The sequence below is a fragment of the Vibrio sp. MOR3 genome (assembly GCF_001557775.1).
Taxonomy (GTDB): Bacteria; Pseudomonadota; Gammaproteobacteria; order Enterobacterales; family Vibrionaceae; genus Vibrio; species Vibrio jasicida.
In genome coordinates, this window is record NZ_LNRD01000006.1 from 245,287 (window position 1) to 269,208 (window position 23,922).

General features: G+C 47.6%; 19 protein-coding genes. 9 read left to right on the top strand and 10 right to left on the bottom strand.

The genetic code is table 11. The features are described 5' to 3' along the window. Window positions 1-25: 25 nt before the first annotated feature. Window positions 26-4,264, bottom strand: coding sequence for a formate dehydrogenase subunit alpha (gene fdhF, locus ATB76_RS14440; protein WP_061035552.1), 4,239 nt, complete (start codon window positions 4,262-4,264; stop codon window positions 26-28). 315 nt (window positions 4,265-4,579) lie between these two features. On the opposite strand from fdhF, the gene ATB76_RS14445 reads away from it, so the two are divergent. The 5 genes from ATB76_RS14445 to ATB76_RS14465 all read left to right on the top strand — a co-directional run bounded on the left by ATB76_RS14445 (window position 4,580) and on the right by ATB76_RS14465 (window position 12,267). After that, window positions 4,580-5,002, top strand: coding sequence for a hypothetical protein (locus ATB76_RS14445; RefSeq protein ID WP_061035553.1), 423 nt, complete (start codon window positions 4,580-4,582; stop codon window positions 5,000-5,002). Between the two features lie 135 nt (window positions 5,003-5,137). Beyond that, window positions 5,138-6,529 (top strand): TolC family protein, encoded by a 1,392-nt coding sequence (locus tag ATB76_RS14450; RefSeq protein ID WP_061035554.1) that lies wholly within the window; start codon window positions 5,138-5,140, stop codon window positions 6,527-6,529. Between the two features lie 164 nt (window positions 6,530-6,693). Beyond that, window positions 6,694-8,412 carry an efflux RND transporter periplasmic adaptor subunit gene (locus ATB76_RS14455; RefSeq protein ID WP_061035555.1) on the top strand — a complete coding sequence of 573 codons (1,719 nt, stop codon included), beginning with the start codon at window positions 6,694-6,696 and terminating at the stop codon, window positions 8,410-8,412. A gap of 2 nt (window positions 8,413-8,414) precedes the next feature. Beyond that, window positions 8,415-11,624, top strand: coding sequence for an efflux RND transporter permease subunit (locus ATB76_RS14460; protein WP_061035556.1), 3,210 nt, complete (start codon window positions 8,415-8,417; stop codon window positions 11,622-11,624). A 76-nt stretch (window positions 11,625-11,700) separates the two neighbouring features. After that, a complete protein-coding gene (locus ATB76_RS14465) occupies window positions 11,701-12,267 on the top strand; it encodes a hypothetical protein (protein ID WP_061035557.1) in 567 nt (188 codons plus the stop codon). An 80-nt stretch (window positions 12,268-12,347) separates the two neighbouring features. Here ATB76_RS14465 and ATB76_RS14470 read toward each other — a convergent pair whose 3' ends face one another. Then, window positions 12,348-12,875: an autotransporter domain-containing protein gene (locus tag ATB76_RS14470; RefSeq protein WP_045407875.1), complete on the bottom strand. Its 528-nt coding sequence runs from the start codon at window positions 12,873-12,875 to the stop codon at window positions 12,348-12,350. Between the two features lie 152 nt (window positions 12,876-13,027). Here ATB76_RS14470 and ATB76_RS14475 point away from each other — a divergent pair, with 152 nt between their 5' ends. Further along, window positions 13,028-13,936 (top strand): LysR substrate-binding domain-containing protein, encoded by a 909-nt coding sequence (locus ATB76_RS14475; protein WP_061035558.1) that lies wholly within the window; start codon window positions 13,028-13,030, stop codon window positions 13,934-13,936. Window positions 13,937-14,054: 118 nt separating this feature from the next. Here the strand turns inward: ATB76_RS14475 and ATB76_RS14480 are convergent, their stop codons facing one another. Both ATB76_RS14480 and ATB76_RS14485 read right to left on the bottom strand, forming a co-directional pair. After that, entirely contained in the window at window positions 14,055-14,585 is a 531-nt protein-coding gene (locus ATB76_RS14480) for a hypothetical protein (RefSeq protein ID WP_041056864.1), read from the bottom strand. Window positions 14,586-14,695: 110 nt separating this feature from the next. Next, window positions 14,696-16,027: a ferric reductase-like transmembrane domain-containing protein gene (locus ATB76_RS14485; RefSeq protein ID WP_061035559.1), complete on the bottom strand. Its 1,332-nt coding sequence runs from the start codon at window positions 16,025-16,027 to the stop codon at window positions 14,696-14,698. A 212-nt stretch (window positions 16,028-16,239) separates the two neighbouring features. Here ATB76_RS14485 and blaCARB point away from each other — a divergent pair, with 212 nt between their 5' ends. From blaCARB to ATB76_RS14500, 3 genes are all read left to right on the top strand, one after another. Continuing rightward, on the top strand, window positions 16,240-17,091 hold the full coding sequence (gene blaCARB, locus ATB76_RS14490) for a CARB/PSE/RTG family carbenicillin-hydrolyzing class A beta-lactamase (protein WP_038865209.1): 852 nt from the start codon (window positions 16,240-16,242) through the stop codon (window positions 17,089-17,091). Between the two features lie 128 nt (window positions 17,092-17,219). Continuing rightward, a complete protein-coding gene (locus ATB76_RS14495) occupies window positions 17,220-17,735 on the top strand; it encodes a TetR/AcrR family transcriptional regulator (RefSeq protein WP_005435424.1) in 516 nt (171 codons plus the stop codon). Further along, window positions 17,735-18,787: an alcohol dehydrogenase family protein gene (locus ATB76_RS14500; RefSeq protein ID WP_179946837.1), complete on the top strand. Its 1,053-nt coding sequence runs from the start codon at window positions 17,735-17,737 to the stop codon at window positions 18,785-18,787. Before ATB76_RS14495 ends, ATB76_RS14500 begins: the two co-directional genes overlap by 1 nt. Window positions 18,788-18,907: 120 nt before the next feature. On the opposite strand, the gene ATB76_RS14505 is transcribed toward ATB76_RS14500, so the two are convergent. From ATB76_RS14505 to ATB76_RS14530, 6 genes are all read right to left on the bottom strand, one after another. Next, window positions 18,908-19,480, bottom strand: a complete 573-nt coding sequence (locus tag ATB76_RS14505) for an N-acetyltransferase (RefSeq protein WP_081094917.1) — start codon at window positions 19,478-19,480, stop codon at window positions 18,908-18,910. Window positions 19,481-19,487: 7 nt separating this feature from the next. Continuing rightward, on the bottom strand, window positions 19,488-20,651 hold the full coding sequence (locus ATB76_RS14510) for a MerR family transcriptional regulator (protein WP_061035561.1): 1,164 nt from the start codon (window positions 20,649-20,651) through the stop codon (window positions 19,488-19,490). 143 nt (window positions 20,652-20,794) lie between these two features. After that, complete coding sequence (locus ATB76_RS14515; protein ID WP_061035562.1) at window positions 20,795-21,193, bottom strand: NUDIX domain-containing protein; 399 nt, start codon at window positions 21,191-21,193, stop codon at window positions 20,795-20,797. Window positions 21,194-21,212: 19 nt separating this feature from the next. Then, window positions 21,213-21,728: a GNAT family N-acetyltransferase gene (locus tag ATB76_RS14520; RefSeq protein ID WP_061035563.1), complete on the bottom strand. Its 516-nt coding sequence runs from the start codon at window positions 21,726-21,728 to the stop codon at window positions 21,213-21,215. A gap of 127 nt (window positions 21,729-21,855) precedes the next feature. Next, on the bottom strand, window positions 21,856-22,218 hold the full coding sequence (locus ATB76_RS14525) for a VOC family protein (RefSeq protein ID WP_061035564.1): 363 nt from the start codon (window positions 22,216-22,218) through the stop codon (window positions 21,856-21,858). A gap of 115 nt (window positions 22,219-22,333) precedes the next feature. Continuing rightward, the gene (locus tag ATB76_RS14530) at window positions 22,334-23,740 is read right to left on the bottom strand and encodes a cytochrome c peroxidase (RefSeq protein ID WP_038876721.1); all 1,407 of its coding nucleotides are present in this window, start codon (window positions 23,738-23,740) and stop codon (window positions 22,334-22,336) included. Window positions 23,741-23,922 lie beyond the last annotated feature (182 nt).

A 23,922-nucleotide genomic window follows, 5' to 3' on the forward strand; every position in this document is an offset into this window, starting at 1 on the left:
CTGACCTGTATCTAAACAGATTGGCTTAAATGGAATGAACCGCTTCCGTTGCAGGCTCTGTGAGCAGAACTTTTTCGCTCACTTCCACTTTAACCGCAGCGACCTTGAACTCAGGGATCTTCGCATGCGGATCAGTCGCCGTTGTCGTTAAACGGTTAACCGGCGACTCAACAAAGTGGAAAGGAATGAACACCACACCTTTTTGAATCCGCTTAGTCACAAAGGCATCAATCTCAATGCTGCCGCGACGTGTCGACACCGTCAAACGCTGACCATTACTGATGCCAAGCGCTTCTGCGTCTTCCACACTCACCATTGCGCGAGGGCCAGCAAGGTTATCCAACCCTTTGGTTTTGCGCGTCATAGTACCGGTATGGAACTGCTCAAGTACACGACCTGTAGTAAGCACCAGTGGATACTCTTCATCTGGCAGCTCAGCCGCATAACGGAACGGTACGCCCACCATTTGCCCTTTACCACGAGTAAACTGGGTTTGGTGCATGATGCGAGTACCCGCAGGGTTGTTCTTATTGCTCGGCCATTGCACACCGTTTGGCGTAATTGCATCCCAACGAAGACCCGCGTATTGAGGTGTCACGCGTGCGATTTCATTAGTGATATCAGACACGCAGTGGTAGTCCCAATCACTGCCCATGGCATTGGCGATTTCTTGAATAATCCACCAATCTTCTTTCGCTTCACCCGGCGCCGTGACAACCGGATTCACGCGCTGTACACGACGCTCCGTATTGGTGAAGTGACCCGCTTTCTCTGCAAACGAGCAAGAAGGCAGAACCACATCCGCGTATTGTGCAGTCTCCGTTAGGAAGATGTCTTGAACCACCAAGAAATCGAGTGCTTCTAAACCTTCAATCACATGCGCTTGGTTCGGGTCACTCAACACTGGGTTCTCACCCATGATGTACATACCACGAACGTCACGATGGCAAGCCGCATCAATGATTTCTGTCAAGGTTAGACCTTGCTCAGAAGGCAGATTTGGCGCGTTCCATTCAATCGCAAACTTCTGACGCACAATTGGGTTGTATACCTTTTGGTAGCCTGGGAAGCTGTTTGGCAAAGCGCCCATATCACACGCGCCTTGCACGTTTGATTGACCACGCAGCGGGTTGATACCACCACCTTCAATACCGATGTTGCCACACAGCAATTGCAGGTTGGCGATAGAACGCACGTTGTCATGACCTGTCGTGTGCTGAGTAATCCCCATCGAGTAGTACACAGCCGTACGATCTGCTGTACCGATCATGCGCGCCATTGCTTGAATGTCTTCAGCTTTAACGCCCGTAACCAACTCCACTTTATCGAGGTTGTAAGCTGGCGACATCACTTCTTGCAGTAAGGTATCAAAGCCGTCGACACGATCTTCGATGTACTCTTGATCGTACCAACCGTTCTTAATGATCTGCTGCATGACACCATTTAGGAGCATCACATCCGTACCCGGACGGTGCGCCATGTACAACTCAGCATGCTCTGCCATATCGACACGTTTCGGATCAGCCACAATCAAGCGAGCGCCGTGGTGACGAATTGCTTGTTTGATGTGTGAAGCGATGATCGGGTGTGCCGATGTAGTATCCGAACCGATAATAAAGATCACATCCGAGTGCTTAATGCTTGGAATGTCATTGGTCATTGCACCACTACCCAGTGACGCCTCAAGACCGGTTACACTCGATGCGTGACACAAGCGCGCACAGTGGTCGACGTTGTTAGTGCCTAGTTCACGACGGACAAATTTTTGGAACGCATAGTTGTCTTCGTTGGTGGTTTTCGCTGAAGAGAAACCCGCCAATGCGTTGCTGCCAAAATCTTGCTTGATGCCAGAGAACTTGCTCGCAATCAGTTGAATCGCCTCTTCCCAACTTGCAGGCTGCAACCAACCGTCTTTACGAATCAATGGCGTGGTAAGACGCTCTTCACTGCCAATGAAATCAAAACCAAAGCGCCCTTTCACACACAGCATGCCTTGGTTAACCGGCGAGTCACCGCCTTTAACGTAACGAATCGTATTGGTTGCTTCGTCCACGAACATAGTCAACTTACAACCCACACCACAGTATGTACAAATGGTGTCGACCGCTTTCAGATCTTCAGTACGACCTTGCGAACGGTCACGACTATCGACCATCGCACCTGTTGGACACACTTGAACACACGCGCCACATTGCACGCAGTTCGAATCGCCCATTAGGGTTAAGCCATTCTTATTACTTCCAAAGTGTGGACGATCGTCAGGACGTAATGCCGGACGACCTTGTTTGTCGCACACAAAGTTCAGTACACCGTGCACGGCTTTGTCGCGACACGCTTGGATACACTGACCACAGCTAATACAGCGGTTGGCATCAAACTCAATAAACTCAGAACTGCGATCAACTTCGTACTTATGACGCAAGTCTTTCGCACGAAGATCTAACCAATCTTGATGCGATTTGATCTGCAAAGAGAAGTCAAAGCTTTGCTCAGCTTCATATTCGGTGGAGTAATCACGCAGCGCACAATCGGTATTTGCCTGACAACCACATTCTAGACAGCGCGCAGCTTCCTTCATTGCTTCTTCGTTATCAAAGCCCAACTCCACTTCAGCGAAGCTTTGCTCGCGTTGTGCTGGAGTCAGTTCAGGCATGATAGAACGAGCGACTTTTTGGATGTTCTCGAAGTGAAGCGGATCGACTTGAGAGAGTTTCTTCTCTTTTCGTGAGTTGAACGCCGCCTTTGGCATATCCGCCATATCGCCATTCAAAAACAGATCAATGGCTTTTGCCGCAACGCGACCATCACCCACGGCTTCAACTGCCGTTGCTGGACCACGGCGGAAATCACCAATACTGAAGATGTTACCCGTGCCTGTGTGCATGGTCTTTTCATCTGCATCAGAGGTGTTCCAGCGCGTAAGTGGAATCGACAAATCTTCGCCTTCGAGGAAGCTCAGATCTGGCTTTTGCGATACTGCCGCAATCACGGTGTCGAATTCTTCGGTAAAGAACTCGCCAGTTGGTTTAGGGCTTCGACGACCAGATGCATCCGGCTCACCCAACGCCATGCGCTCTAGACGAATCGCATTCACGCGTCCGGTTTCATCGGCAAGGTTTTCTGCTGGGTTGGTCAAGAAGTGGAATTTCACCCCTTCATGTTCCGCTTCGACAATCTCGTAGTCTTCTGCCGGCATTTCGTCACGAGTACGACGATAAATCAACGTGGTGTCTGCACCAGCACGACGCGCAGTACGAGCACAGTCAATTGCCGTGTTACCACCACCGATCACCGCGACTTTCTGACCCGTTACATAGTTTTGCTCGGTAACGTAATCTTTTAGGTAATCAACGCCTAAGTAGCAACCTTCAAGGTCACTGCCTGTGTAATGCATTTCGACCGCTTGAGACGCGCCGACAGCCAAACACACTGCGTCGTATTCTTCGCTCAATTGAGAAAGCGTGAAATCCACACCCAGCTTTTGATTGGTGTGAACTTGCATGCCATTGCGGCACATCAGTTCGATTTCTTTATCTAGAATGTCTTTTGGCAAACGGTATTCTGGGATGCCATAACGCAACCAACCGCCCGCTTTTGGCATGGATTCAAAGACCGTAACGTCGTAGCCTTCGTTCGATAAGTAGTAGCCAGCCGTTAGACCACCAGGGCCACTGCCGACGACGGCAATGTTCAAACCTTTGCTTGGTTTCTTTTCTGGTACGTAGGCTTCATGCGCAGACAAATCCGCATCCGCGGCATGACGTTTTAGCTGACGAATTGCAATAGGCTCATCGACTAACGAGCGGCGACATTCGCTCTCACAGAATGCAGGGCACACACGACCAATCGATAGTGGCATAGGAAGCGTACGCTTAATCACTTCAATCGCTTTTTGATGATCGTTCTGTGCGATGTGATAAAGGTACGATTGGATATCCACGCCCGCAGGACACGCGGTTTTACATGGCGCTTCACAATCGGCGTAATGGTCCGTCATGATGCGGTTAAGTGCTTTTCTGCGGTGCTCGCTTAATTGTTCTGATTGCGTGACCACATTAAGGCCGCGGTAAACTTCGAGTTCACACGCACGCTTAGTACCGCCGCTTTCGACTTCAACCACACACAAGTCACAGGGTACTTTTTCATTACTTTTGTTCATTCCGCACAGCGATGGAATCTCGACCCCACACACTTTTGCTGCTTCTAAAAGGGTTAGACCCTCTTCTACAATTCTATATTTTCCATCGATGACAATTTCTATCATGCAACCCCCGCAGCAAAGCAAATCCAAATCTGCACAAGTAAAACCATGCATTCTATAAGGATAATCATTTGTAAGACAAGTTAGTGTGATGTAAAACTTATAAACCACATTTTTCACGTGTCATAAAAAGCGAGGGCTTCTTTCGCTAACTTTCAACACTCGGTGTTTAACAAACGTTTTACTCCCTCGAAAGTGCGAAAACTGAAGGGTTGGACTATTTTGATAATAAGAGTAATAAATGATTGACCTTACCCTTAGGTTAACCTTTAGAATCGAAGGGTTTTCATCATTTTCATCAAACACATGGGAAAGGGTATGCACTTAAAATCGCTGCATACAATCTGGTTAACTCTCTTCACGACGCTAGTGCTATTGGTATCTAGTGTGGCGAACAGTGAGCCGTTGATGAATATTCAAATGATGTCTACTGGCATGGCTCACCATCCTTCTATGATGAGTGACAGCGAACACTGCGGTATGCCTGGCATGATGGACGTCTCCATGACTGACGCTTCTATGTCCGAAGATGGCGATGCAAGAGAAAGCAGCATGAACTGTGGTGGAGGCTCCGGCATGGTTCATACCTGTTGTACTGCCGCGTGTACGATAGTTTTCGTCCCCCTACCGAATTCTAACAATAGCCCAATGCCCGTCGTCTATCGCGCAACCATTACTCCTGAAGTTGCTTCCCCAGTCGTACACGTCAGCCGCGACCTGTACCGACCTCCTATAGCCTAAATCCGTCCTAGCATTCGACCCTGCACGTGTATCGCAGGTTGTTTTAATGCGCCTGAACGATGAGGTAACAAGGCTTTACTGTTCCCGCAATAAAATCCGCACCTCCATCGATCCGGCGAACACTGGATTTAGATTATGGATATCAAACCATACCGCTTAGCTGCACCTATTTTTATGGTGGCTCTGGTCGCTGCACCAACCTTGGTTAACGCCGCAGGTAAAGAGACGCACACAGCGCAAAGTTCCGCATCAAGTGAGCGAGCTTCAACGACCAAGCTTGCCCAACTGATCAACGTCGCTTTGAGTAACGATGGCAATCGTAAGCAATACTCAGCGCAATCTGCTGCCATGCGTGAAACGGGCGTCGCGAGTGCGACCTTGATGGACCCAAAACTGAAAGTGGGTTTTGGTGGCTTGCCTGTCGACAGCTTCAAATTCGATGAAGACCCAATGACCAACATCTCCGTTGGTTTAATGCAACAGTTTGAGCGTGGTTCTACGCTTGATTTACAGCAGAAGAAAGCCAATCAACAAGCTGACGGCCTTGGGCTTCAAGTTCATGCTCGTGAGCTTGAGGTGGCCAACAGCATGACCCAACTTTGGTTAGAGCTTGGTTACCAGCAACGCGCGGAGCAAATCATGCTTGAGAACCGCAAGTTGATGAAGGAGATGGAAAGCTTTATTCAAACCAACTATTCGATTGGTAAGAGTGAAGCGCAAGATCTGCTCAACGCCCAACTTCAAGTCAGCAAGTTGGATGAGAAACTGCAAGCCAATGCACAAATGCAACGTCGTCTTATCTCTCAACTCTCCGAATGGTTGGGATCAGACTGGTTGGCAAACGAACAGGCTCTGCACGCGAGCAATCAATTGAACTGGGACACACTGAACAGCAAACTTGCTGCCAGTCAGGGGTCCACCAAGCATTATCAGCAACTCAGCCAACACCCGATGGTTAAGATGGCCGACGTCAGCATCTCTGCCAATAAAACTCAGGTGGAAATTGCTGAGCAAGCCTACAACCCGCAATTTGGCGTCGAAGTAATGTACGCCTACCGCCAAGCCGACAACATGATGGGTGAGCCCGCCTCTGATTTGGTTAGCGCTTACCTCACCATGGACATTCCACTGTTCACTGGTGACCGCCAAGATCGCAATCTTGCTGCCGCTCAATACCAAGTTGGCGCGGCACAATCGCAAAAAGACACCTTACTAACGCAGATGAATGCCAAGGTGAACACTTTGCTGGTTGATCGCGGCAACTTAACCCAACGCTTAGAACGTTATCAATCCACCTTATTGCCTCAAGCGAAAGCGCGCATTCAAGCCGTTGAGCGGGGTTATCAAAACAACACAGCGCAGTTTAACGATGTAATTTCTGCCACCACAGACGAGTTGGCTCTGCAATTGGAGCAACAACGTCTGCTGACCGATCTCAACATCGCAAACAGCAATTTAGCCACCCTACTCGGTGGTTTCGACTACCAAGTGGCTTCACCGGAAGCTCGCTCTATTTCGACATATTAATTTGTGATTCCCCAAGACAGTTGGGGCTACAGCTAGGCGGCAAACGAGAGAATCCCATGAGCACTTTCCCTAACAAACTAAGGGAGCCTCTATGTGATTTGGGTGAACGAGAGCAGGCAACAACGCTGTAGCGTCAAATGTGAAGGGGAAAATAAGGTAAAACAATGAAAACATTTAAGATTGCAACCATCGCGCTGATTGTTGGTGGTGCTTTGGGGTTTGGTGCTAATCATTTTCTTACGGGCTCGGCTCACGACATGAGTGCGATGGGTGGCAAATCTGCTGCAAGCTCCAATGATCCACTTTACTGGGTTGCCCCAATGGATCCGAATTACAAACGCGACAAGCCGGGTAAGTCCCCAATGGGCATGGATTTGATTCCGGTTTACGCAGAAGACCTATCCGGTGAACAAGATGCACCGGGTACAGTGACTATTGACCCTTCAGTAGAAAATAACCTCGGGGTTAAAACTGCAAACGCGACACTGCAACAGTTGTCACCACGCATCGAAACAGTTGGTTATATTGCCTTTGATGAAAGTCTGTTATGGCAAACCAACGTTCGTGTGGCAGGTTGGGTAGAAAAACTCTACATCAATGCCGTGGGTGAGAAAGTGAAGAAAGGCGATGTGCTTTTCACGCTCTACTCTCCAGAACTGGTTAAAGCACAAGAAGAATTGCTGAATGCGTACCGCACTGGCCGCAAAGGTCTTGTAAAAGGCGCGACCGAACGCTTGGTAACGCTTGGTGTTGACCGTGCTCAAATCAAATCCATTACTCGTAGTGGTAAAGCATCGCAAACCATTGAAATCAAAGCGCCTGCTGATGGCGTTATCGCGAGCTTAAACGTGCGTGAAGGTGGCTATTTGTCCCCTGCTCAAGCGGTTATCAGTGCGGGTCCTTTGGACAATGTTTGGGTTGATGCGGAAGTATTTGAGCGTCAAGCACACTGGATGAAAGCCGGTTCTCAAGCCACGATGACCCTTGACGCGATTCCGGGCAATGAATGGCAAGGTGTCGTAGATTACGTGTACCCAATCCTAGATCCGAAAACACGTACGTTGCGCGTGCGTCTTAAATTCCCTAACCCAGATGGCGCATTGAAGCCAAACATGTTCGCCAATATTGCCCTGCAGCCTGTCACTGACGACGCAGTATTAACGATTCCTAAATCATCTGTTATCCGCTCTGGCGGTATGACTCGCGTTGTTCTGGCGGAAGGTGATGGCAAATACCGTTCTGCTCGAATTGAAGTTGGCCGTGAAGCTGGCGAACAAATCGAAGTATTACAAGGACTTAAACAAGGCGATAAGATCGTTACTTCATCTCACTTCATGCTCGACTCTGAATCAAGCCAGTCGGCGGATCTGTCTCGCATCAATGGTGTAGAAGCAGCGGCGGAAACAGCATGGGCCAAAGGTGAGATCACAGACGTAATGAAAGATCACCGCATGCTGACCATCGACCACCAGCCTGTACCAGAATGGGATTGGCCGGGCATGGTAATGAACTTCACTTTCGCAGATGGCGTTGAGATGGGTGACTTGAAAAAAGGTCAGGCTATCGAATTTGAAATGCAAAAGACGGAGTCCGGTCAGTACCAAATCGTTGACTATAGGGCAGACAACAGCGTCATTGCAGCAGAAGTTTGGCTAACTGGTGACATCACGATGCTGATGGCTGATTTTGGCATGATCACCTTAAACCACCTACCGGTTGCAGAATGGAACTGGGATGCGGGCGAGATGAACTTCTCTGTGGGTGAAGACGTTGATCTATCGGGTTTTGAAGAAGGACAGAAAGTTCGGTTTCTAGTTGAAAAACAAGGATCTGACTACGTTCTTAAACAGCTAGTTCCTGCAACAACAGCCGTCGAGGGTTAATTATGATCAATGCTATTATTCGTTGGTCACTGAGCAACCGATTCCTAGTGTTGGTCGCGACCTTAGCCCTTGTATTAGGCGGACTTTACAGTGTAAAGAATACGCCTGTTGATGCGATTCCGGATCTTTCTGATGTGCAAGTGATCATCAAGACAAGCTATCCGGGTCAGGCTCCTCAAGTCGTCGAGGATCAAGTTACTTACCCACTCACCACCGCCATGCTTGCCGTGCCGGGTGCTGAGACAGTTCGTGGCTACTCCTTCTTTGGTGACTCTTACGTTTATATCATTTTCAACGATGATACCGACATGTACTGGGCACGTTCACGCGTGTTGGAGTACTTAAGCCAAGTAGCACCAAAGCTGCCACCGAACGCAAAACCAACGCTAGGTCCTGATGCAACGGGTGTGGGCTGGGTTTACAGCTACGTATTACAAGACAAAACCGGCAAGCATGATTTGGCCGATCTTCGCAGCCTGCAAGACTGGTTCTTGAAGTACGAATTGCAAACCGTTGATGGCGTTTCTGAAGTTGCGACCGTGGGCGGTATGGTGAAGCAGTATCAAGTGCAGATTGACCCTGCCAAGCTTCGTGCTTACAACCTCACTCTGCAACAAGTGAACATGGCAATCCAAAACGGTAACCAAGAAACCGGCGCGTCCGTTATCGAAGTGGCCGAAGCCGAGCACATGGTTCGTACCACGGGTTACCTAACCAGCATTGAAGACATCAAATCACTGCCTCTCAAAGTCACTGAGAAAGGCACGCCGTTGCTATTAGGAGACATCGCAGACATTAACCTTGGTCCACAAATGCGCCGTGGTATCTCAGAGCTGAATGGCGAGGGTGAAGCGGTCGGTGGCGTTATCGTGATGCGCTTTGGTGAAAACGCCAGTGAAGTGATTGCGAAAGTCAAAAACAAGCTAGCAGACCTACAACGCAGCCTGCCAGAAGGCGTGGAAATTGTGGCAACCTACGACCGCTCTACCCTTATCGATTCAGCGGTAGAAAACCTATGGAAGAAGCTTGCAGAAGAGTTCATCGTCGTTGCGATTGTGTGTGCGCTGTTCTTGTTCCACATTCGTTCTTCATTGGTTATCGCTCTGAGTCTACCGGTTGGCATTCTCACTGCGTTTATCGTAATGCATTGGCAAGGCATCAACGCCAACATCATGTCCTTGGGTGGTATTGCGATTGCCATCGGTGCTATGGTGGATGGTGCAATCGTAATGATTGAAAACGTTCACAAGCACATTGAACGAACGCCACTAACCGACAAGAACCGCTGGCAAGTAATTGGCAAAGCCGCAGAAGAGGTTGGCGCACCGCTGTTCTTCTCGTTGCTTATCATTACTCTTAGCTTCGTACCGGTGTTCGCCTTAGAAGGCCAAGAAGGCAAGATGTTCTCGCCGCTTGCGTTCACTAAGACTTACGCCATGGCAGCGGCAGCAGGTTTGGCAATCACACTCGTCCCTGTTCTTATGGGCTACTTCATTCGCGGTAAGGTGTTACCGGAGCACAAAAACCCGGTTAACCGTGGCTTGGTCGCATTGTACCGTCCGCTGTTGAACACCAGCTTAAAATACCCTAAGACCATGATTGTTATCGCATTAGGTCTGATGGCTTCGGCTTACTACCCTACCAGTAAACTGGGTAGCGAGTTCATCCCGCCGCTGGATGAGGGCGACTTGATGTACATGCCAACGACCTATCCGGGTATCTCGATTGGTAAGGCGCGTGAGCTTCTACAACAAACCAACAAGCTGATCAAAACCGTTCCAGAAGTGAAAACCGTATGGGGCAAGATTGGCCGAGCTGAAACTGCAACCGATCCTGCGCCACTCACCATGATTGAAACCGTGATTCAGTTGAAGCCACGCGTTCAATGGCGTGAAGGGGTAACAACCGAGTCACTACGCAAAGAGTTCGACAAGCTGGTTCAGTTCCCTGGTCTTACGAACGCTTGGGTAATGCCTATCAAAACGCGTATCGACATGCTGGCAACGGGCATCAAAACCCCTATCGGCATTAAGATCGCGGGCCCTGACCTGAAAGTGATTGAGAAGATCGGTTCTCAGTTAGAGCCAATTCTTAATGGCGTACAGGGCACCGCATCGGTTTATGCAGAGCGTGTAGCAGGTGGTCGTTATGTCACGATCGACATTAAACGTCGTGCCGCAGCACGTTATGGCTTGAGCATAAAAGACGTTCAGCAGGTGATCTCTACTGCGGTGGGCGGTATGAATGTGGGTGAAACCATTGAAGGCTTGGAGCGTTACCCAATCAACGTTCGTTACCCACAAGACTACCGTGACTCCGTGGTTAAACTGCAAAACCTACCATTGGTGACACCAAATGGCGCTCGTATTGCGCTGGCTGACGTAGCGGACATTCGTTACGAAGACGGCCCTCCGATGATCAAGACAGAAAACGCGCGTCCAAACGGCTGGGTATTTGTCGACATCGATGGTCGTGACCTTGGCTCTTACGTCGTAGAAGCGCAACAGGTTGTTGCTGATCAATTGGAACTTCCTGCGGGTTACTCGCTGGCTTGGTCTGGTCAATACGAATACATGGAGCGTGCAAAAGACCGCTTGAGTGTCGTGGTACCAATCACCATCGCCATCATTATGTTGCTGCTTTACTTCAGCTTCCGTCGCGTTGGCGAAGTGATGATCATCATGCTTACTCTACCACTCGCTATGGTTGGTGGTTTGTGGCTCATGCATATCCTCAACTACAACTTCTCGATTGCTGTTGGGGTCGGCTTTATTGCCCTCGCAGGCGTCGCGGTTGAAATTGGGGTCATCATGCTCGTCTACCTAAACCAAGCATGGCACTACAAAAAACTCGATGCGGAAGAGAGCCAACAGAAGCTTGAAGCGAAAGACCTAACTGATGCCATTCGTGAAGGTGCAGGCCTGCGTGTTCGCCCAGTAATGATGACGGTACTGACAGTAATTATTGGCCTTATTCCGATCATGTACGGCGAAGGGACAGGATCAGAAGTAATGCAACGTATCGCCGCACCAATGATTGGTGGTATGGCATCGGCACTACTACTGACGCTGTTAGTGCTTCCAGCCATCTTCAAGCTGTGGAAACAACGTGAGTTGCGCTCAAGTAACTCAACTCCGAGTCAAGCAAGCATGCAAACTGGCAACCAAATCGAAAACGCCGACAGCACAGATCGCACTGGCAACAAGGCTTAATCCATACCTTCCCCTCAATCAATACGTTTGAGGGGAAGCAACCAAGTTATTAATGAATTAAAACAAGGATATAAAAATGAAAAAGACACTAATTACTCTTGCTCTAGCCCTAACAACAACGACTGCGTTTGCCCAAATGGATCATTCAAACATGGACCACGCGAACATGGATCATAGCAACATGAAGCATGAAAATATGGACCACAGCAGCATGAAGATGGACCACAGTAAAATGGACCATTCAAACATGATGGACATGCCGGGTATGTCAGCCGTTGGTATGCCAGCAAAAGGGGCTAAGCCAGACAAGGTGGTACACGTTATCTTGGGTGATGACATGACCATCAAGTTCAAGAAAGACGTTAAAATTGAGCCAAACGATGTGGTGCAATTTGTTGTGATGAACACCGGTAAGATCAACCACGAGTTCACAATCGGTTCGGCTAAAGAGCAGCTAGAACATCGCGAAATGATGAAGACAATGAGCGGTGATCATATGCACGACTCGGGCAACTCTGTGACGGTAGAACCGGGTAAAGCGAAGCAGTTGTTGTGGCATTTCCACGGTGACCACAACGTTGAGTTCGCGTGCAACATTCCGGGCCATGCAGAAGCAGGCATGACGAAGAACATTACGCTGTAAATCGTACTTGCACACCAAAAAGGAGCTGATATTTCAGCTCCTTTTTTTCTCTGAATCCATGCTTACGCAGTGGCGTCAGCTCAGAAGTTATAGGCTGCCATAACTCGAACCGCCATCTCATCTTCCTCCGATAAGCTGATGTCCTCGTCAATTTTGTAGCCTTCAACAATAAGTCCAACACTGGCAATATCGACTTTGACACCTAAGGTTGGTTCAACGTTGTTTTGGCTGTCTGTGTCGACATACTCACCCGTCTCTTCTTCAAAATACTCGATCTCGACATTGTTGTAATTCAACCCGATACGCGGCGTTATCGCCAACACATCGTTTACGCGAATTTCGTAGCCCAACGCAGTATGTAATCCCCAAACTTGCTTCTCTGCCCAATGCGTACCAAAGTGCTCTTGTTCACCGCTGTCTATCGGTGCATTGAAGCCGAGTGACCAATTGATATTGGGTAACACTTCTGCACCCATCTCTACACTTAAGACCTCATGCTTATCCAAAAACGTCACGCCACCGGCGATAAAGGGTTCTCTCTCTTCTGCAAGCACTGGAGCGCTAAGCAAAAGCACCAAAATGAATAAGCCAACCAGATCTTTAAGCATGACACCTCCGAGCAATGAATACGTCGATTTACCACTCTCAGAATACGTCGATTACGTGCGCATTTTTGACGGTTAAGAGACTCAAATTTGAACCTTAAATCAACACACAATGTCGTATTAATCGATGTGTTTTTTTTATTTAAAGGGCTCTTGTGAAACACTCTATCGACCTCAATCTATACCGCTTTTTGCATTTGATCTTTGAACAAAAATCGATGCCGAAAGTGTGTCATACACTCGATATCAGTCGAGCAACATTTAATCGCCAATTAGCCGATTGCCGAGTGTTGTTTGGAAATGAGTTGTTTATCGCCAATAAGGGGCTTTACCAACCTACGTTGTTTTGCAGCCAACTTATGAGTCTTATTGAAGAACCGCTTGAACAGCTAGAGTCAGCACAGACTCAAATCAATGTACTTGAAGCCGCCTCTCAACCAACGCAATTTCGTTTCTTCGTCCCTAATCCTCTTAGTGCTCTTCTAACCACTCCTTTACTAGAGTTGCTTGAGCAACATGAAAATGTTGACGATTTTTCTATGGTTGACTGGAATTTAGACGGTATTGAGTTTCCCAAAGCAGGGTCACTTGCAGTTGGGATTTCAGGTTACCCTTCGGTGATGAATGAGCGTGTGGTAGAAAGAAAAATTGGCGAACTTGGCCTGTATCTCTATACCTCAAAGAGCAATCCACTCTGGCAAGCAGAACAAGTTGATATTCTGCGCTTACAAAGTGAAAAGTTAGTACGAGTATCCATGGGCGCGCTCGATGATGCAATTTACTATGAGAGAGTGAAACGTCAGTTGGGTTTCGCGCTAACCAAACGCCTCACCGTCCCCTCTGTTCATGCAGCGTTGGACTGGCTAACTAAAACCGATTACGTGATGATTTGCTTTACTTTGCCTGACTCAGTGTTACCACAAAACATCAAAAAGATTCCGTTGATTCAAAACAATCAACAGATGTATTTCGATATTGGTTTGCAATTTCACCGTGGCTATTATCAACACCCAACGATAGTGAAATTAGAAAAGCACCTATCCGATATTCTCAACGATTTGTAACTTCAATGGTCATTACTGGCATACTGGACATACAAAAAAGCCGCCCGGTACAGGCGGCAAACAAGCAGTGTGTGCAGTAAAAATAAAACGACAAAAATATAAAGGTCGATGAAAAACGTTAGAAGTTGAAGCTCAACGTAGCGCGAACCACATCTTCTTCAAATTCTTTACCATTGATCGGGTTAACCGCTGAGTCGTTGATCTTACCGTAATCAACTGTTAGACCAACCATGCGCCAGTTAACCGTACCGCCAACAGAAGCGTACACGCTATCAATGTTCATGCTCTGGCCTGAGTGGGTGCCGCTATTGATATCAACGTCCGCATTAAAGTAGTTGATACCAAGCTTAGGAATGATATCGAACTCAGCAATTTCAAAGCGGTAGCCAATGTTCGCGTACATGCCCCAAGCGTCTTGATCGTTCTTTACTGGCATATCAATTGCGTCAGAACCAACAAAAATACCACCGCCGGTGACAATGTTGTTGCCCACATCGCGGCTGTAACCCAAGGTGTACATTTCGTGGTCGCCAACGAAGGTCGCACCCGCTTCAATCGAATTATTACGTCCTTCTGCCAATGCGTGGCCAGAAGCGGTCACTGTTGCCAATGTTGTTAGCGCTAGAATGCGTTTTGATGTGATAGTCATCTTTACTCTCTCGGTTTGGATTTGCTTATTACCCTACCCATTTCTGAATTTCGAAATTGAGGCTTAAAAAGCTCACCGCTGAGCTAACTCATGACTAACAATCTTGACACTCAGCGCATAATAAATAGCTCTTCGTGATAACTCTGCTCAATATTAAATTGATGCGCATCCAGCTCTTTTTTCAGTGTTTTTGAGAACGCTTCTGGTCCACAGAAGTACATTTCATACTGGTTCAAATCACCACACTGAGCCGCAATACGCTCAGCATTCAAACGTGGCGATTTCATGGTATCTATCACATGCAGTTTGACGCTTGCTTGGTGCGCTAAGTGCCACAGTTCATCGACCAACTGACCGTCGATACCGCGACTGCAGTAAAACAAATGAACGTCGCTAGTTTGCGCTTGCACTTTCAATGCTTCCAAAGCAGCAAAGAAAGAAGCAATCCCTACCCCACCAGCAATCCAGATTTGAGGTTTCTCTAAATCAAATTCCAAACGTCCGTAGGGCCCTTCTACCATTACAGCATCATCCGCTTTTACGCGCTCATACAAGCCGGTAGTAAAATCGCCTAGCTCTTTGATTAGGAAACGTAATTCATCACTTTCACTGCTAGAGACGATGGTGAACGGATGCGCATCTTCATCACCAAAACGTAAGTAAGCAAATTGCCCCGCTTTGTGCCCTTGCCAAGACCCATTTGGTTTCACGACCAATTCCATCACTTCAGCTAGAGGGAAATAACGTGTCGACGCCACAACCGCAGAATGTTTATTACGGCGACCAACAAAGCCAAACAAACTGGAAAGTGCGGCAACCGAACCGACGACTGCAAAACCAACAGTAAGATAGTAAATAGGCTCGCCCCAATACGCGCGTTTGAGCAGCAGTACGGAGTGAATCGCAATCAGTAGATACGCCACCGACATAAAGCGGTGCGATAGTTTAAAGGGTTTGTATTTCACTGCGCCCCATAGAGAAATCACCAGCAAAACCAACAGCATGTAAAAGCCCCACTCACCCATGCCTTGAGCAAGGTCGCGCAGACCATGAACCCAAGCTTCGATTCCAGAGAGGTTACCCTCCGGCCCTGTACCTGTGTGTTTCTCTGGTCTTGCTAATACACCAGACATGACTAACCATTTCGGCACTTGATACCAAAGCCAGTGCGCAAGACCTAATGCAACGCCACCAATGCCGAGCCATTTATGCACTCGATACGCTTTGTCCATGCCGTGCAGCCAGTTTTCAACCACAGGAAGACGCATTGCCAACACCATGGTGATCGACATCAGCATCAAAGACAGAATGCCTGAATATTGGATCATGGCAGATCGCCATTCAAAGACATTGGTAGAAGAGAAAAGCTGCGGTTCCATCGCAAACCATAATACGGACATCGCGGCGATCATTGCCCAGATGAGATTGCGGAATGTTTTCATGATTGGTTACTCGGTTAATCGACAACTTTACTTTAGCGCTTCACATGTAAAGCAACGTCAATAAGAGTAAAAGCGGGTAAAGCTCGACATATGCAAGGATTCCTACAGAAAAAAGACAATAATCTAACAGTCATTAGAGTATTCACTCGTTATAGTTCCGGCTAAATTCGCCAAGATGCGAACTGGAATAAATAACACTAAGAAAATCAATAATGAAAAAGCTATTTCTGCTACTCGGATTGTTAGTCTGTTCGAGTGCAACATACGCCGCCAAACTGAACGAAGACATCTCTGCCATCGAACAACACATCGCGGGTCGAATCGGTGTGGCGATTTGGGATACACAAAGTAACGAGCATTGGGATTACCGAGGCGATGAACGCTTCCCGATGATGAGTACCTTCAAAACTCTTGCCTGTGCCACAATGCTGAATCAAATGGACACCGGAAAGCTAGATAAAAACGCCACTGCGAAAGTCGAAGAACGTAACATGGTGGTATGGTCACCTGTCATGGATCGTATGGCAGGTCAAACCACCCGCATCGAACACGCGTGTGAAGCAGCGATGCTCATGAGTGACAACACCGCAGCAAATATCGTATTACGCAGCATTGGTGGTCCACGAGGGGTCACGCTCTTTTTACGCTCTCTTGGCGACAAAGCGACGAGGTTGGACCGTTTTGAGCCAAGACTGAATGAAGCCAAACCAGGCGATAAGCAAGACACCACAACACCTAACGCCATGGTAAACACTCTGCACACTCTGCTAGAAGGCGATGCGCTATCTTACGAATCTCGCATCCAACTTAAAATTTGGATGCAGGATAATAAGGTTTCGGATCCACTTATTCGTTCAGTCCTACCGAAAGGTTGGTCGATTGCCGACCGCTCTGGCGCTGGCGGTTTTGGCTCTAGGGGCGTGACAGCGATGATTTGGAAAGAGAATCATAAGCCGATTTATGTCAGCATCTATATCACAGAGACAGACTTGTCATTGCAAGCAAGAAACCAAGTGATTGCTCAGATCAGTCAATTGATTGTCGACCAATACCAAACTTATTAGATCTAACTCAATGATTTTAAACGGAGCCTTTGCGCTCCGTTTTTTTATTTCTCGATTTACATTGACACAAGTAGAACGATCGCTCTACCCTAAAAGTAGAACAATCATTCTACTCATGAGAAGACGCTATGTTGAAAGAACAGATCGCTGCCAGTTTAGAGCAAGCTTTTAGCGAGCTTGGATTTGCCGAGCCTAGTGTGGCACAGCTCAAGACTGCCTGTGGCGTTAGCCTACGCACCTTGTACAAGCATTACCCATCTAAGGAAGACATGATCGTGGCCGCGTTAGAACACCGCCACCAGCGCTACTTAAACTTCCTGCTGGATAACTCGCCACAAGCCGGGCTAGAAGCGACTCAACACGTATTCAACAAGCTCAAGCAATGGATGGAAGACTACGCACCGCATGGTTGCATGTCGATGAACGCGATTGCGGCATTTCCCGAGCACGACATCATCAACCAAACCGTGAAAGCGCACAAAGAAGACGTTCGACAATTTTTGGGTAAACAGAGCCTTCGCCAAGACCTCGCCACGCAGCTGTTCTTATTGCACGAAGGCGTGTCCAGCGCTTGGCCAGTACTGGGTAACGAGGCTCTGAACTCTGCGCAACAAGCTGTTTTAAGATTGCTAAAGGAAGATTAATCATGACAACGCTACCAACCACAATGAAAGGTGTTCTATTGACCGGTCACGGCGGACCAGAAATGTTGGAATACCGCCAAGATATTCCTGTCCCAACACCAAAAGAGAATGAAGTGCTGATTCGTGTATCCGCTGCAGGCGTGAACAATACCGATATCAATACGCGTATCGGCTGGTATTCAAAAGGCGACAGCGATAGCGAGGATGCAAGTTGGAGCGGCAATGCATTGGTTCTCCCACGCATTCAAGGCGCTGACGTCTGTGGCGAGATTGTTGCCGTTGGCGGTATGGTAGATGAACGTCGCATCGGTGAACGCGTTCTGATTGAGCCTTGCTTAAGCGATGTAAATGGCGAAACCATTAATCCACCTTGGTACTTTGGCTCAGAATGCGATGGTGGTTTTGCAGAATACACCGTGATCTCAGCTAAGCACGCCTACCAGCTAAAGACGGATTTGACTGACGTTGAACTTGCGTCTTTCCCATGTTCGTATTCAACGGCAGAAAACATGCTCACTCGCTCTCGTGTTGCCAAAGGAGATCGAGTCCTGATTTCTGGTGCTTCCGGCGGTGTGGGCTCTGCAGCGATTCAACTCGCCAAAGCGCGCGGTGCTACTGTTATTGCCATCACAAGCCCAAGCAAAAATGAACAAGTGCTGGAACTGGGCGCAGGTGAAGTCGTGCCACGTAATGCAAATCTTGTTGAAGCGCTTGGCAATAACAGCGTCGATGTGGTGATTGATTTGGTTGCTGGCGACCAGTGGCCACAGTTTCTTGAAGTCTTGCGCCCGAAAGGTCGTTACGCGGTATCAGGTGCCATTGGCGGTGCGATGGTTGAGCTAGACGTTCGCACTCTGTATCTCAAAGATCTCAGCTTCTTTGGTTGTACCGTCCTTGAGCCTGAAGTGTTTGGAAACTTGGTTCATCATATTGAACAAGGCAATATCAAACCATTAGTCGCACAGACATTCCCACTGGAAGACATCAACCAAGCGCAAGCGGCATTCCAAGAGAAGGGACACGTAGGCAAGATGGTTCTTACCGTGAAGTAATACCTATCTCTACATTAAGGTCTGTTGACCTTTATAGAACGTATTAAAAGCCCCTCTGCAAGTTCATCGCAGAGGGGCTTTTCGTTCAGGTTAGATAAACAATTGCCTTAGCTTAATGGGTTACCAGTAAGCAGGACTATCCAAACCTTGCACGCAAGAGGATGTGCCTTGGATTGGCGTCAATTCACTTACAAGTGATTGTGCCAACCAACCATGCGGAAAGCTCAAAGTATGAGGCGCTTTGAATTGCGCTTCCGTCACTTGTTGGAAACCAACGCGCGAATAGAAGTTAGGATCGCCGTAGGTAAACACCAACTCGATACCTTGCTGTTTCAAGTGTTCAAGGCCAAAGTTGATAAGGGCTTGTCCTACGCCTTTGCCTTGGCACTCTGTTAGTGTTGCCATTGGCGACAATAAGTAACCCACTTCACCATTCTCAAAGCGTAGCGGTGTAAACAACACGCCTGCGATCAAGCGTTCACCTTGTTTCGCAACAAAGCCTTTCAATTCTTGCTCTGACGTTGTAGTTAACAAATCGCCGACTAATGCGCCAATGGTTTTGCCTTCTGCTTCGCCTTCAGAATCAGAAAAGGTTTGAGTAAACAAAGCGATCATCTCGCTGCTCATGCCTCTCTCATATTGAGAAAGTGTGTAGTTAGATTTTTGAGTATTTTGATTTGTTGTTTCGTTCATTTTTCTATCAATCTTTTTGTAAGATATACATCTGATACGCCACTTCATTTCCACGGCGTTTAACGATATCTAATTCAACTTGTATGTCTTTTAATGCTTGTGACGCTGGCATCTCAGCTTTCAAACTTTGCACACGCTCACCTAAAGGAACGTAGTAGTTATCCCATGCCTGTTGGCTAATTGGGAATGTCTCTAACACTTGGTAGCCTGCTGCTTTTGCCTGCGCAATACGCTTCTCGACACTGCCCACATCTGGATATTCTTTTTGCCAGAACGCCACCGTATCTTCGCTTGGTGTATCCGTGTTCCAAACCAAATCACTCACCACTAAGATACCGCCGTCCTTAAGCAATGGGTGCCATGCTTTGAATGCGTTCGCCACACCCATGATGTAAGCACTGCCTTCCGCCCAAATGACATCGGCCGAGCCTTCTGCAAATGGCAGTTCTGTCATGCTCGCACACACCGTGGTGATATTGTCACTTAAGCCAAGAGCCTCAGCTTTGCCTTGTAGGCGTAGCAAAGACGGCTCCTCGTTATCGACCGCAGTGATGTGTGCATGTTTTGCCAAAGTACGAGTCGCAATGCCCTGCCCGCACCCGATTTCCAATATTTCATCAGGTTGAGTTGGTAATAGGCTCAATGCTTTCAACGTATCTTGCTCTGAACCTGGCCCCCAAAACTCCAAGGCTTCAAATACGCGGAAGAAGTCCGCCATGTAGTCGTCGTGAGTATTCATATCTTTTGATAACCAACGTAAGTGAAGGGCTTCTTTCTCGCTAAAACCTTGCGTCATCAGCCATTTCAAGTGCGCATCCGGCGCGACTTCATCCAACGATTCATGCCAATCGGTTAACGGAGTTTCACCAAGCAGCGCTGCCAAGAGCTGTCGCGATTTCTGCTTTTGCTCAATCTCTTCATCGAGCTGTTTGAGTCTTTCCAACATCAACTGGCGATCTACTTTGGCTTCCAAACAGGCTTTACATTCCTTGAGCGTCAGTCCGCCACTCTGCAATTGCTGGATCAAACGCAAGCGTTGTAGATCCGCATCGCTGTAAGCGCGATAGCCGTTGCTTAACCGTTGCCCTTTGATGAGCTCAATCTTCTCGTAATAGAGCAATGTGGTGCGAGACGAACCCAGCATCTCAGCCAGTTCCGATATCCGATACATGTAATTTTCCTCAGCGCTGATGAAAGCATCTTAAACTGTAGAGTTATAGACAGGTCAACATGAATTGTAGAAAAGATTCAAGAAGTAAAACGCCCACAATACGTTCGCATTGTGGGCGTTTTTATTCTGGCCGAGATTTAGCGTTATTTTACTCGTCCTTGCTCAACCAAGCGCGGGAAGACCTCATTGCGGAAAATCGTGCTTATCGCGATGTCATCCACGTTTGAAGAATCTACCCATTGGCACTCTGCGATTTCGTTACTGGCAACCACCTCGCCCGAATAATCATTAACGAAGAACACATCCATAACCAAAATAATGCCATCTTTATCGTGTGCGGGCGCTTCAAAACGACCAAACAGCGTTAAGGCATCTTCCGCCACGACAATGCTTACTTCTTCTTGCAGTTCACGGCACAACGCTTGCTCTGACGTTTCGCCACTATCCAGTTTTCCGCCCGGCGCATAGAAGGTGTCTTTGCCTTTTGAGCGCAGCACTAACAACGCGCCGTCTTGAATGATGATACCTGCAGACTTCTGCATCTTGCTTTCCTTCTAGGCGTTAGAGAAACTTCTCGATCATGACTTCATTGATGTACTGGCCGTTAATTTTGGCATGCTTCTTTGCGGTGCCGACCACTTCAAAGCCATGTTTTAGATACGTAGCGAGCGCGTTAGGGTTGTCCTCTCGGACATAAGCAAACAACTTTTCATAGCCTTTGGACTTCGCATCGGCAAAAGTAGCGGTAAACAACGCTGAAGCGACACCTTGTCGACGACATTTGGCATCGACGAACGTACCAATAATGCCAACGTGAGCGAATGCCTTGGTATAACTGGCGAAAGGCTCTACGTTTTGGAAACCTAGCACGGCACTGTCTTCCTCGTCCCCTTCTTTTACATTCAATGCCACATTGAACACACCCGTTTCAGGAAAGCTTTCAATGAAGCCTTCTTCCTCTTCTGGGGTGAAGGTGGTATCAAGGATTGTGTGTAAGCCCTCTTCTATGATGGGATTGAGAACTTCGGTAATGCCTTGAGCGTGCTGTTTTTGTGCCTTTGTGACGACAACTTTCATAGTATTTTTCGTTCTTTTTATAGGGATGAAATAGGAGCTCGATTATCTTCTATCTTGATCGTAAAACCAATGACCTAGCGCTCGTTCGATCAGTAAATATCCATTGGAGCATCCCATAACTAACGCCCTATAAATAAACCACCGCTTCGATGTTGTTACCATCGGGATCATAAAAAAACGCTGCGTAGTAATTTGGCGCATAGTTTTCACGCAAACCTGGCTCACCATGACAAGTAAACCCAGCCTCAATACCCGCTTTATGAAAGGCCTCGACGGAAGCCTTGTCATTCGCTTTAAACGCAATGTGGCAAGGGGCACTTTGGCCACCCTTTTCTATCAGGAAGCGCGTATTGGGTTCACCAACTAATCCAAAGCCTGCCGCAGCCTCGTCCGACCATTTTAGTTCTATGCCCAAAGTGATAAGAACCTTGGAATAAAAAGCGACACAGGCATCAAAATCCACAACCTTAATTTCAAAATGATCAATCATATCTATCCCTACTTGATTGAATTTGTTCCATAAAAAAGACCACCTTAATCAAAGGTGGTCTCGATTGCGAAGTCTATCGTTTTATCGGTGACAAACTTGTCGGTAATGCCTCAGCTTAACTTAAAGGACGGCCTTCATAATCACCCGTCAGTGTTTTCAAGAACGCTTTGATGGCATCTACTTCTTCATCCGACATTTCCACTCCGACTTGGTATTTACCCATGTCGTAGATGGCTTTTTCTAGCGTATCAGCATGACCATCGTGGAAGTATGGTGGTGTCAGTTCAATGTTGCGCAAGGTTGGCACTTTAAACTTGTGTTTGTCTTCTTTGTTGCCAGTGAAGTTGTAACGACCAAGGTCTGCGTCCGTCATATCAGTACCACGCTCAGCAAAGTAGTCCGCTTTCATGCCCATGGTTTCAAACGTTTCACCACCCATCGCTTCACCTGCGTGACAGGTTTGACAATCGTACTTCTTGAACAACATTAAACCGTATTTCTCGTGCGAGTCCAGCGCTTGAGTATCACCCATCATGTATTGGTCGAAGCGGCTATTTGGTGTGGTTAGGGTTTTCTCAAATTCGGCAATCGCATCCGTAATGTTGTTGCCATTAATCTCACCTGAGTAAACCTTTTTGAACATCGCAACCATTTCTGGGTCTTGGCTTAACTTGTCGACGATTTCATCCCAATCCACAGAACCCATTTCAATAGGGTTAAACGGAGGACCACCCGCTTGGTCTTGCAGATCCGCAGCACGGCCATCCCAGAATTGCAGTTTGTTGTACACAGCATTAAACACGGTTGGAGCGTTGATGCCACCCACCTGGCCATGAATACCAACAGATGTTACGAGTCGGTCCACGCCGCCTGTATCAAGGCTATGGCATGACGCACATGAGACACTATTGTCTCCTGATAGTCGCGTGTCGTGATAAAGCACCTTACCCAGTTCAGCCTTGTCTGCATCGGTTTCGAACGTGGTGTAAATTGGTTGTAGAACTTTGGTTTTACGTTCTTCCGATACCGGAGACTGTGCATGACGCTCTGCACGCTTCTCACGAATCCACTTCAACAAGGTGTGCTTTTCGTCTTTGGACATGCTCGCTGACCAGTGCATCGTGAGGTAAATCGCTGGCGGCATTGAATCGTCGTACAGCACCTTTTCTAAACGAGCTAATGCGACTTCAGAGACCAAATCATCTTGTTTGACATCATCAAACAGGTTGGTCATATCAAAGTGACGCATGGCCACCTTCACATCAGCTTCCATGATTTGTTTTGCTACTGGCATTTCTGAGTAGAAAGGCATTTCGCTGTTTGGCGTATGACAATAACCACAGCCTTTGTCTGAGAGCACCTTCATTGCTTGATAATCTAGCGTCGATTTATCCAGAGAACTGAACTGCACTAACTGTTGTTGAGCCACTTTTTGATCGTCTTGCTTCACCATGTAGACAGTACCTAAGTAAGCCACTAAGCCTGCTCCAACGATCCCTAGCGTAATTTTCTTTTTATTCATAACTTTCCCCTAATCCGTTGCGGCGAAAGTTATTGAAATACCGATATTTTTAAAAATGGGAAAAAGGAATAGATATTAATCGAATATTTAGATGAGAAGCGGATTTAACATCTAATAGTTTTTAAAACAGACACTTGCCGACGAACGTAAAAAATATAACATAAAAACAACAACTTAAAACT